The organism is Bartonella sp. SD1336NMGDW, assembly GCF_042193565.1.
GTDB lineage: Bacteria > Pseudomonadota > Alphaproteobacteria > Rhizobiales > Rhizobiaceae > Bartonella > Bartonella grahamii.
In genome coordinates, this window is sequence record NZ_JBHILW010000001.1 from 463,176 (window position 1) to 475,711 (window position 12,536).

The following is a 12,536-nucleotide window of genomic DNA, read 5'->3' on the forward strand; positions in this document are numbered from 1 at the left end:
TTGAGAAAATGTAAAAATTGGTGCTTAATGAATAAAGCATACATTGATGTATGCTAGAGAATACTCTCTATTTTTTGATAACGATCCACAAGAATTTCTGCGTTTCTTTAATTCATCTCACTGTTGTTAAGAAGATGAAACCGCAACACTTTAAATCTTTTTGAAAGTTTTTTTGTTTAAGCGCAGTAGAAAATAAAGCGATGAGGTAATATCGTATCATACGGGGAGAGTGTTGCATTATTTTTGTTTTTCAAAATCCATATGAAAAATTGTATCAATTTCATCTTCATTGGAATGGGTATTTCTATGACGATGCAAGGTTTGCACAATCTCTTTTTTTAACACGGCATCTGTTTCACTTAAACGGTGAATACTGAGTTCCAATTCAAGAGATAACGCCAAATCCACGCACAGTTTAAGCTCTTCTCCAATGTCGAAACCGCGTTGATAGTCGTCATAAAGACCAACCAGTGTATCAGATAATTCTTTATCGCATAAAGAGGTCATGCTTAATTCCTCAACGTTGCGGGTTTCCGTGCAGCTTTTTTAAGTATCACTCCACTATTATCACTTAGAATTGCCATGTATATGAACCTCATGGTTTTGTCAATTTTCTGCAAAATACGCGCTTTTAAACCAATGTCTATTAAAGACTTTATTACTTCAAGATTTTGAAGCGCCCAATTGTAAATATGGATGGTAATGTGTTTACTATAGAACTTATAGCATTTAAAATACATTGCCAAAAGGCTTTTAATATGCATAGAGGAGGAGCATTCTGACGATAAACCAAACACCCTGAAATCTCTATTGCCAAGTACAGCTAAATCAGCACCATTAATATATAAAATAAGCAAACATGGTTTGTAAACGTCTAACTTTTTAATAACGAGTGATGATCTCATTTTTTGTAGAATACCAATTATTTTGCCTATTTTATATTGATTTTTAGACATTGATAAACTTTTTACCTTATGTTGTAATGTAAAAACTTTGGGAAGTGTATTTATAGATTTTTGCAAAAAGGTTTAAGCAGGTTTACTGGGCTGTTGAGTGAGAGAACCTGTGTTGGGCTTTTTGCTTCTGAAAGAATATGACTGTGACTTTTGAGAAAGTAGTTGGCAAGAATTTGCTTGGCGTGCAAACTGATAGAGTTGGCAGTGGCGCATTTAGCTTTTTCATTAGGCTGTGTCCAAATGTTTTTGACTCTGGAAAATAGCTTCTGATAGGCTTGAGTTTTCCAAGGTTATATTACAGGGGCGCAGTTCAGTAAAATACCACGGCGATTGCATTTTTTGTGTAATTGTCATAATTTTCGCTCCTGCTTAAACGGATGCTGCAACATCTGTTTTTGTGGGGTTATGTATGTAGATCTTTGCCTAACATAAGGGGCAGTAACAAGAGGTATAATGCAGATATTGAATTAAGTCAATGCAATATTTGCATTATTGTGTAATTTGGCAAAAAAAGAGATTGAACCCAAAACAGAACAAGCGAAGCGATTACGTTTGATACGAGAGAGTTTGCTATTTAGTAGGCACCAAATAGCAACCCGTTTAGGTGTTAATAAAGCCATTTATGATCACGCTGAAAGAGGCACGACCTTTCCCAATGTAGAATTTTTGGCTGTTTTATCACAGAAATTAAAAGTCAATTTAAACTGGCTTGTAACGGGCGATGGTGATATGTTTTCAGATATGGCAAAGGCGAAAGCAGCTGGTTTTAAACCACAAGCGATTCCTGTTGGGCTGATGAAAAAGCTTGGACATTTAGCTTATACGACCTATCATGATGCAAAAATAACACTTTCTCCTGAAGATGTTGCGGAATTAGCAGCAGAGCTTTATGGAAGATTGCAAGAGCTTATTCAAAACCTCAATGATATGGAAGAAGTCGAAGCCACTTTGCCACTTTTAAAATTACATTTAAAGCGTAAAATCGAAACTGAAAAGCACATCTAGAAAATTCATAAGATACAAACGAACAGCCTTTTTAAAAAATAAAACTTTTTTGGTCTCTCATTCAACATGAAAAAATGATAAATTATCATTATAAATTAATGTGTTGCTCTAATAAAGGTAAAACTGCTTATAAAAAGAATTACAGTTAGTAATACAAAAATTTATACAACAGTGAAAATACAATGACGATGTTTTGTTTCTATAAAAGGGTCACAGACATATAAGAGAGAAGAACGAAAGACTATTTATAGGTGCGCTTTTGTCTTTTATGAAGATGATGAGATGAGTACGTTGAAACTTTTTACAGAGCGTGCATCATTATATAAAGAAAGATTTCTTTCAAAGATATATATCATATATTGAAACAGCTTACCTTGCAGAAAAGAGTGAGGTCATTATGATAATCGTTATCCATTACATTATGCTATAAGTTAAAAAAAATCATAAATTTGCGCTTATAAGAACAGCTAATTTATTGAGAAGTATTTTGGTACATTTATAAAAATTATTTTTTGTACTCTTGTCATTCTTCTGAGGTGCTTTATCTAAAAAGTAGAATTGCTCTTTAGTGAAACTATTTTTGTTAAGAGATAAATCGCAGTGTTTTTGAATGGAGATTACGTTATATTTTCAAAGTCTTGTGTTTTTATTTATTTTTTAGCTTGAATCCCTCTAGCTAAAAGGGTTGGGGACTTTTCTAGATTCGATGTTGTTGCAAAGATTTTAGGGCGATGCCGTAATAAATAGCGGTGTCGAGGGGGGATTTTGTCTTCATTTATTGGTTTTTGAAGTGCGCAAACTAAGGTGTTTGCCATGTGCGTTTTCACGCGTTGTGATGATGTTGAACTCTGTTGGAGGAGGTTCTTATGAGGAAAAAATATTCCACACCAAATTTAATTAAAGCTGTCTCGCTCAGCGCGGCAATGGCCACACTCTTATCGAGTGTTTCTCCTGTTTTTGCTGCCAATTTTGCCTTCGTAGGAGGGAATAATAATAGTACAAGTGGTACCAGTGTTTCCTATGCACATGGGAGTCATGGTAGTGTTGTTTTAGCTGGTGATGATGATTTCTGTGGTGCAGACAGTGTTATTGGGCGTGGCGGCAAACAACAACAAGGAATTTCTGATAATCGACGAATAACCGCACAAGAACAATATGAGAGATTTATTGGTGAGAAAGTTTTCAGTGGTCGTCAGCCTTATGGCACGACCACTGAAAAGGTTACTTGGACGGGTGATGGAACATTAAGTGATCCCACTAAAGGTTATATGGGAACAAACACTTTTGGTGTCGGTAATGCTATGCCTGAGGCTTACGGTGTTTATTCTTTTGCTACCGGTTGTGGATCTGCAGCGACGGGTAATTATTCAACCGTATTTGGTGCAGGTGCGACAGCAAAGGCAGGGGGTGCACAAGCCTTTGGTGTTTCTGCACTTGCAAGTGGTATAGCAAGTGTTGCCATGGGTGTAGGCTCAGAAGCATCGGGGAAATCTACAGTTGCTATTGGGGGACTTGCAACTGCCTCTGGTAGCAATAGTATTGCTTTAGGGACTAAAGTAGAGGCGAAACAGAATTATTCGATTGCTATAGGTACAGATGCTAAAGCTTTAGGTTCAGGTTCTATTGCAATAGGGGGCAGGCGTTCTGACAGAACTGAAGGAGTGGATCCTAACAGAATAGTAACAGCGAAGGCTGAAAATTCGATTGCTATAGGTACGCAAGCTTATGCTGAAACGGAAGATTCCGTTGCCATTGGTGTAAATTCGCAAGTACTTTCTAAGGATGGTGTTGCTGTAGGCGGTGGGGCTATCTCTGATAGAGACAAGGGTGTTGCTGGTTATGATCCTGTAACAGGTGTAGGGACAACAAAAACCGATATGGCTTGGAAAAGCACAACAGGAGCTTTTAGTGTAGGGGAAGTTGGTGGTCGTGGTAATGGTACCCTAACACGACAAATTACCGGTGTGGCTGCGGGTAGTGAAGATACCGATGCGGTAAACGTGGCGCAGCTAAAAGCTATGAGAGATGTCATAGCAGGAGGAGGGGGCTGGAAACTGTCTGCTAACGATACAAATCCTACAGACGTGAATTCAGGAAATACCGTAGATTTTTCAGTGAACAATAGTGAAGAAGGAAAAGACAATTTAACGATTGTAAAAAATACTGAAGATACTAAGCATAAAATCCAATTTACTTTGAGTGATACTCTCACACTTACAAAAGTCACTACAGGTCAAAGCTCTATGAGTGATGATGGCTTTATTATTCAGAATGGTCCAATGATGGGGATTGATGGTATTGATGCTGGCGATAAAAAGATTACAAGTGTAGCAGATGCGGAAGATGATAATGATGCAGTGAATTATAAGCAGCTGCAAGATGTAAAAACACTTGCAGAAAAAGGCTGGAAACTTTCTGTTGATGGTAACAATGCTACAGACGTTAAAGCTGGTAGTACAGTAGATCTTGTTGCGGGTGAGAGTGAGAATGGAAGCAAAAATATCAAAATTGTAAAAAGCGATGACAATAAAGTTACATTTGCTTTGAATGATAATCTTAAGCTCACAAGTGTCACGACAGGCAACAGCATTATGAGTGATGACGGCTTTAAGTTTGTTAATGGTAATGGGCCAAGCATAACAGCGAATGGTATTAATGCTGGCGATAAAAAGATTACAGGAGTAGCTAAGGCAGAAGACGATACCGATGCTGTAAATTATAAACAGCTGAAGGAAGTACAAGATGGTTTCAAAACAAGTTGGCAACTTTCTGTTAATGGTGAAGATGCTACGCATATTGGTCCAAACGGTGCGGTAAATTTGCAATCAGCTGGTAGCGAAAGTAACCCGAATATCAAAATTACCAAAAACATTGACAACACTGTAGAATTTGGTTTGGCTGATAATATTAATGTAATGAGTGTCACAGCAGGAGAAAGCATTATGAGTGCTGTTGGCTTTTGGTTTGAAGGTGGTGATGGGCCGAGCATAACTGTTAATGGCATTCACGCTGGTGATAAAACGATTAAAGGAGTAGCGGCAGGGGAAAATGATACCGATGCAGTAAATTATAAACAGTTACAAGATTTTACAGCAGGAATTAAAACAGGCTGGAAGCTTTCTGTTGATGGTGATAATGCTACAGATGTTGGGGCAGGAAGTACAGTAAAGTTTGTTGCAGTTAAGCAGAAGGAGGATGATAATAATGAGAGTGAGAACACAAATATAAAAATTACCAGAGGTGATAACAATGAAGTAAAGTTTGATTTAAGCGAATATATTAAAGTTGGTCGTGTAGAAACAGGGGATAGCAGAATGAGTAATGCCGGTTTCATGATCAAAGATGGACCAAGAATGACCAAGGGTGGTATTCATGCCGCTAATACAAAAATTACAGGAGTAGCGGCAGGGGAAGAAGATACTGATGCAGTAAATTATAAACAGTTACAAGATTTTACAGCAGGGATGGTAACAGGCTGGAAACTTTCTGTTGATGGTAATAATGCTACAGACGTTAAAGCTGGTAGTACAGTAGATCTTGTTGCGGGTGCGAGTGAGGGTGGAAGCAAAAATATCAAAATTGTAAAAGACAATAACAAAGTCACATTTTCTTTGAATGATAATCTTAAGCTCACGAGTGTTACGACAGGCAACAGTATTATAAGTGATGACGGCTTTAAGTTTGTTAATGGTAATGGACCAAGCATAACAGAAAATGGTATTAATGCTGGTGATAAAAAGATTACAAAAGTAGCTAAGGCAGAAGACGATACCGATGCTGTAAATTTTTCACAACTGAAAGAAATAAAAGACCAGATAGCTGGCAATAATCTTGTTAAATGGAACGAAGGACAGAACCTTATCACCATTGGTGCTGAAAAAGATGGCACGAAAATTGATATTACAGGTAACGAGGGAGACCGGATTATCGCAGGTGTTAAAGACGCAGTGAACGGTAATGAAGCTGTTAATAAAAAACAACTGGATGAAAGCATAGAAAAGATTTCTAAAGATGCTCTGTTGTGGGACGAAGATGAACAGGCGTTTGTTGCTCGTCGCGAAAAAGAAGGAAGTAAAATAGACTATAGGATTACTCACATTTTAGATGGTGATGTTAATGAAGAATCAACAGATGCTATAAATGGCTCCCAACTTTATTCTACAGGTAGCAGAATTGCAAAACACTTTGGTGGTAATGCCTCATTCGAGAATGGTGTCTTTACAGGACCAAAATATGAGTTAACTACTATTAATGATGATGATACAATAACTATAGAGGAATATACTGATGTTGGGAAAGCTTTGGATGTAATTAATAAAAATGTCTTTGCGGTTGATCATAGAATAACCGTTGGGTTTCTTGATATTGCTGATTATTTTGGTGGTGGCGCTAAGTATGAGAAAGGCAAATGGACCGCTCCTACTTTCAAGGTTTCTCAGCGTGATGCGAATGGTAATATTGTTGAGAAGGAACACCATAATGTCGCTGATGCTTTAGGTGGTGTTAACACTTCTATCACAGATATTTATAATCAGATTAATAATGTGACAGAAAATAGTCTTGTTAAATGGCATGAAGATCAGAAGCTTATTACCATTGGTAAAGAAAAAGGTGGTACGAAAATTGATATCACAGGTACTGAAGGAGGGCGGATCATTGCAGGTGTCAAAGATGGTGAAATTTCTGAAAGTTCAACAGAAGCTGTAAATGGTAGTCAGATTAATAAGATATCAGCAGATATTGCACAGTTTTTTGGCGGTAATGCAAAATTTATTAATGGTGCTTTTGTTAAACCAAGATATAATTTAACTACTATTGAAGCAGATGGCTCAGTAAAACAGAAGGAATATAATGATGTTGGGTCGGCTTTGGATGGGCTTGATAAAAATGTTAGGATTGTTAATGCAAATTTGATCAGTGGGTTTAATGATGTTGCTAAATATTTTGGTGGTGGCGCTGGATATGATGAAAATGGAGAATGGCATGCTCCTACTTTCAAAGTTTATCATATCGGCGATAATGGTACTGTCTCTAAGAAGCCTTATGACAATGTTGCTGATGCTTTTGAAGGTGTGAACAATACTTTCACAAATATACACAATCAAATCTCTGATATAACAAAAAATAGCCTTGTTAAGCAAGAAAATGAGTCAGCACTTATTACCATAGGTAAGGATACAGGTGGTACAGAAATAAGTATTGCAAATAAAAATAATCAAGAGAGAACACTTTCTGGTATAAAAGATGGCAGACTTTCTGAAAATTCCAACGATGCAATCAATGGTAGCCAGATTAATAAAATATCAGCAGATATTGCAAAGTTTTTTGGCGGTGGTGCAAAGTTCATTAACGGTGCTTTTGAAGGGCTGAAATATACTTTATCGGCTATTGTAGATGGTAAGGTAGGGCAGGCTAATTTTTATGACGTTGGTTCAGCTTTAAAAGGTCTTGATAATAATGTTCAAGATGTAAATAAGCGCTTAACAAATGTATCCAATGAGTTTAATCAGAAAATTGAAGATTTCTCAAAAGATGCTTTACTGTGGGATGATGGTGAAGAAGCGTTCGTGGCACGTCATGAAAAAGATGGGCAGAAAACAAAGAGCAAATTGAAGTATCTTTTGGATGGTGAAATTGCTAAAAATTCAACGGATGCCATTACGGGTAACCAGCTTTATTCCATGAGTAACCAGCTTGCTAATTATTTCGGTGGCGGTGCCAAATATGAGAATGGCAAATGGACAGATCCTACTTTTAAGATTGTTCAAGTCAATGCTGATGGTACGACTGTTGAGAAAGAGCACCATAATGTCGCTGATGCTTTTGGTGATATTAATAATGGGATGTCAAATATTAATAACCGTATTGATGATGTCATCAACAAGGTCGATACAGATGCTTTAAAGTGGAATGATAAAGAAAAAGCCTATGATGCTGGTCGCAATGGAAAGCCGAATAAAATTATCAATGTAGCTGATGGTAAAATTGTAGAAGGTTCGAAAGATGCGGTTAATGGTGGACAACTTTGGAAAACCAATGAACGTGTCACGGGTGTTGAAAAAGATGTTAAGCATCTTACCAACAGAGTCGACAATATTTCCACTACGGTTACGGATATTGGTGAAACGGTTTTCAATATTGAAAACAAAGTTAACGATATTGCTGAGGACGCTGTTCGTTATGACAGAGATGAAAACGGCAAAAAAACCAATAAAATCACATTAGCGGGTGGTGATGCCAGTGAACCTGTTTTAATTGATAATGTAGCTGATGGTAAAATTGAGAAGGGATCAAAAGAAGCTGTAAATGGTGGTCAACTCCATGACTATACTAAAGAACAGATGAAGATTATTCTTGATCAATCCAAGCATTACACAGATCAACGGGTGAACAATATTGTTGTCGATGCGATTGATGATGCTGTTGATCGGGCTAACCAATATACAGATATGAAGTTTAACGTTTTAAACTACAGTATTGAGAATGTAAAAAAAGAGGCAAGACAAGCAGCGGCTATTGGTCTAGCGGTGTCTAACTTACGCTACAATGATACACCTGGAAAATTAAGCGTTGGATTTGGTACTGGTTTATGGCGTAGTCAGTCTGCATTTGCCTTTGGTGCAGGTTATACCTCAGAAAATGGAAAATACCGCTCTAACATATCCGCAACAACTTCTGGAGGTCACTGGGGTGTAGGTGCGGGATTCAATATGACATTAAACTGATAATAAACAAAATACATAAAAATTCCTTTTCACCCCTGTCTCATGAGGCAGGGGTGAAATGTTGTTACGTATGTAAAAATTATATATATAAATTGATAAGCGCTATAACGACAAATACAGGTTTAAAAAACAGAAAAAACCTATACACTTTCAACAAAATGAACTTCTTATTTCAAAATAAGATAATAAGTTTTTTCATAAATCATAAGTCCATTATTTTCTGCGTTAACTTTTAAATCTAAAGAAAATTTCACTCTCTAAAAATCTATTAAAAAACTTTCTAGTAAGACAAAGGTATATATTTAAATGTATTTCAATTTTACTGTAGGAAGTTATAAAAACAATATACTAAACCAATTCTACCCCTTGCAAAAAACAACCAACAGGTTTAAAGATTAAAAAAAACCAACCAAAACAAGAAAACTTACCTTTTTAGGAAAGGTAAGAGAACAGAGCGCGTTAACTACAAAACATCAACTTCTCTATCTTTTCAATCAGTCCTTAAGCTTTTGAATATATTTAGAAAAACCAATTTCAGAGAACTTTGTAGCGTTTAAATGTGTTTTTTTTGTGTTTATGGTTATTTTTTCATTGGGGAGTTCATTATGAAAAAATTATATACAAAATTAGCAGGAAGCAATTTAAAATTTTCCCGTTTTCCTTTGATTAAAGTTCTATCTTTGACTTCAATGGCGGCACTTTTATCCAGTATTTCTCCTGCTCTTTCAAATGATCATGATTCAAGGGAAGAAATTTCTGCAAACATAAGGAACACTCCTAGGATATACCCACAAAGTGTTATCTCTGTTTACGATGAATCTAGAGGTAATTTGGGTTCTTTCAATGGAACAAAAAATAATTATATAAGAATGTTGAATACAGCACTGACATCACAAGTTAATGCTTTAAGCGGCTACGAAAATCTTTTAACCAAAACCCTTACTGGGGCAGGTAACAATAATTATATTGCGAATACTTTAAAAATCGATGGCGATAAGTTATCAAAAAACACATTAAGTTCAGAAGACCAATATAAGAAATTTATCGTTGATCCACAGTTTTTTATGGACAGTAGCTCTGTAACTCGATCTTTCACTCAAAGTGGACAGGATACAGTTGCTATTGATGCATCTGATTTTTCGCGAAAAGATCTCATCGCGACAATGCAACGCGGCATTGGGATGCAACGAGATACGCGAGCGGATGACACTGTTGTTCTAGGTGATAGTGCATCTGTAAATGGGGAAAGAGGTATTGCTATAGGCTATAAAGCTCAGGTATCAGGCGACAGTGATGCTATTTCTATAGGTTACATGTCTCACGCTATGGGAAAAAGCAGTGTCGCAATAGGTTCTGAGTATCATGAAACTGATGCGAAGGATGATCATACAACAGCGGCAGGTAGTTATTCAACGGCTGTGGGTGCTGTTTCTAAGGCTTTGGGGTATGGTTCAACTGCTATTGGTCATCGTGCAAATGCAAGTAATAAGCATGCCATTTCTTTTGGATTTTATTCGGAAGCCAAGGGAGAGGGAGCTATCGCTATCGGTGTCGATTCTAAAGCTACGGTGAATGATGCTGTTGCTATAGGGAGAGATTCTGTGGCTGCTAAGGCTTCTGGTTTTTATGGCTATGATCCTCAGAAGAAGACTGTCTCAAGCAGCGCCGATGCGGTATGGAAAAGTACGAAAGGCGTAGTGAGTGTTGGTGATTCTACGAATAAGGTAACACGACAAATTATAAACGTAGCAGCTGGTACTACAGATACCGACGCGGTGAATGTTGCGCAGTTAAAGGCGTTACAAGAATACGTAGACAAAGGTTGGAATGTCTCTGTTGGTGGTGCAAATGCTACAGCTGTTAGTGTAAACAAAACATTAGATTTTTCTGCTGAAAGCAGTAACCTTAAGATTACAAAAGGCAAAGATGACAATAAACTAAAATTTGATTTGGCTCAAGATGTTACATTAACGAGCTTAAAGGCAGGCACAACCACCCTAGATGCAACAGGTCTGGTCATTACTGATGGTCCGAAAATAACGACCGATGGTATTGGTGCTGGAAATAAAAGGGTAACTGGTATTGCATCTGGTGATCTTAGTGCAGATTCACAAGATGCGGTAAATGGGAGTCAGTTGAATGTTGTAGCGACCCATATAGCCGGATATTTAGGCGGTGGTGTTAAATTTACGAATGGCCAATGGGATGATCCAAAGTTCAAGATTAAAACTTTCAATCCTAAGACGAATGAGATTGAAGAAGAAAGTTTTTCGGATGTAGCAAAAGCCTTTGAGAGTGTGGGTAAGTCTTATGTAAATCTTCACAATGAGATTAAAAAAGCTACCGATGATAGTGTCTTTAAATGGAATGCCGAATCGAAGAGCATTAAAATTGCAGCCGGTGAGGAAGAAAGTGGGCAAGGAAGTATTGCTATAGGTATTGGATCAAAGACAAAAGGGGATGCAGGAATTGCGTTAGGGAAGCTTTCAAATGCATCTGCCGAAAATAGTATTGCATTAGGTGGTTTTGCAGCGGCATCTGCTGAAAATAGTATGGCATTAGGTGGACTTTCAAATGCATCTGCTGAAAATAGTATTGCATTGGGCTCAAATGCACAAGTACAAGCTGATGTTACTGGTGGTGTTGCTGTGGGTTATAAATCTTTTTCTCGTAACTCGGCGTCTATTGTTGGCTATGATCCTTCTATAGGTAGCCAGTCAACAAATGATGATGTGATATGGAAAAGCACTCAAGGAGCTTTTAGTATTGGTGATACTCCGAATAAGATAACACGACAGCTTACAGGTGTTGCCGCTGGTACCAATGACACTGATGCTGTCAACATTGCGCAGCTGAAAAAATTAAGAGAATTTGTAGCACAAGGGTGGACACTTTCTCTCAATGATAAGGCTGTTTCAGGCTTTCAGCCGGGCGATATATTAAATTTGGTCTCTGGAAGCGAAAACTTTGAGATTAAAAATAGTGATGAAAGAGACAGTAACGATAAAAAAATAACATTTGATTTGGCACAAGATGTCACATTAAACAGCGTAAAATTAAAAGACGTCACTTTAGATAAAACGGGCTTAACCATTGAAAATGGCCCCAAAATAATAGCGGATGGTATTGATGCTGCAGGTAAAAAAATAACAGGTGTTGCCGGTGGTTCTATAATATCAGCTTCGAGTGATGCGATTAATGGTGGTCAGCTTCATACAATCACTGAGGATTTATCAAAAATTTTAGGCGGAGATGTATCCTTTGATGGCAAAAACTTTAAAGTACCGGAGTATAAATTATCGAATATTGATGAAAAAGGTGAAGTAACAGATAAACCGCATACCGATGTTGGTTCTGCCTTTAAAGGACTTGATGACAATATCAAGAATGTGAACGCTCGTATTAAGGAAGTTTCTCAAGGTGTTGCAAAGGATTCGTTGTCGTGGAGCAAAGATGAAAATGCCTTTACTGCGCAGCATGGAGAAGGAGAGAAAAAAGGCAACAGCAAGATCACGTCTCTTAAGGATGGTGAGCTCTCAAAAAAGTCAACGGATGCGGTTAATGGCTCACAGCTCCATTCTACGAACACAGCCCTTGCGGAATATTTTGGTGGTAATGCCAAGTATGAGGACAGCAAATGGACAGAACCTGATTTCAAAGTTGCGCAATTTGATGCTGATGGCGTAGAAGGTGACGAGAAGACTTATCATAATGTTGCTGATGCTTTTGAAGGTGTTAACAGTACTTTCAACACTTTGAATGAAGAGATTGTCGATGTAAGAGATAGTATCCTTGTTAAGCAAGAAGAAGAGATAACTTTAGCGCGTAGTCTCCGTGCGGGGGGATCGGG

The 12,536-nt window shown here is 37.5% G+C and carries 4 protein-coding genes and 1 pseudogene; 3 read left to right on the top strand and 2 right to left on the bottom strand.

The genetic code is table 11. The annotated features are described in order from the left end of the window. Nucleotides 1-237 precede the first annotated feature (237 nt). Together ACFIKH_RS01895 and ACFIKH_RS01900 are read right to left on the bottom strand one after the other, a co-directional pair. The gene (locus tag ACFIKH_RS01895; RefSeq protein ID WP_375627404.1) at nucleotides 238-507 is read right to left on the bottom strand and encodes a hypothetical protein; all 270 of its coding nucleotides are present in this window, start codon (nucleotides 505-507) and stop codon (nucleotides 238-240) included. A gap of 2 nt (nucleotides 508-509) precedes the next feature. Continuing rightward, nucleotides 510-956 carry a hypothetical protein gene (locus ACFIKH_RS01900; protein WP_375627405.1) on the bottom strand — a complete coding sequence of 149 codons (447 nt, stop codon included), beginning with the start codon at nucleotides 954-956 and terminating at the stop codon, nucleotides 510-512. A 501-nt stretch (nucleotides 957-1,457) separates the two neighbouring features. On the opposite strand from ACFIKH_RS01900, the gene ACFIKH_RS01905 reads away from it, so the two are divergent. From ACFIKH_RS01905 to ACFIKH_RS01915, 3 genes and pseudogenes are all read left to right on the top strand, one after another. Beyond that, nucleotides 1,458-1,961 (top strand): helix-turn-helix domain-containing protein, encoded by a 504-nt coding sequence (locus ACFIKH_RS01905; protein WP_375670849.1) that lies wholly within the window; start codon nucleotides 1,458-1,460, stop codon nucleotides 1,959-1,961. Between the two features lie 866 nt (nucleotides 1,962-2,827). Continuing rightward, nucleotides 2,828-8,686, top strand: a complete 5,859-nt coding sequence (locus ACFIKH_RS01910) for a Vomp family autotransporter (protein ID WP_375670851.1) — start codon at nucleotides 2,828-2,830, stop codon at nucleotides 8,684-8,686. A 605-nt stretch (nucleotides 8,687-9,291) separates the two neighbouring features. After that, nucleotides 9,292-12,536: pseudogene (locus ACFIKH_RS01915) on the top strand (hypothetical protein); the annotation flags it as partial.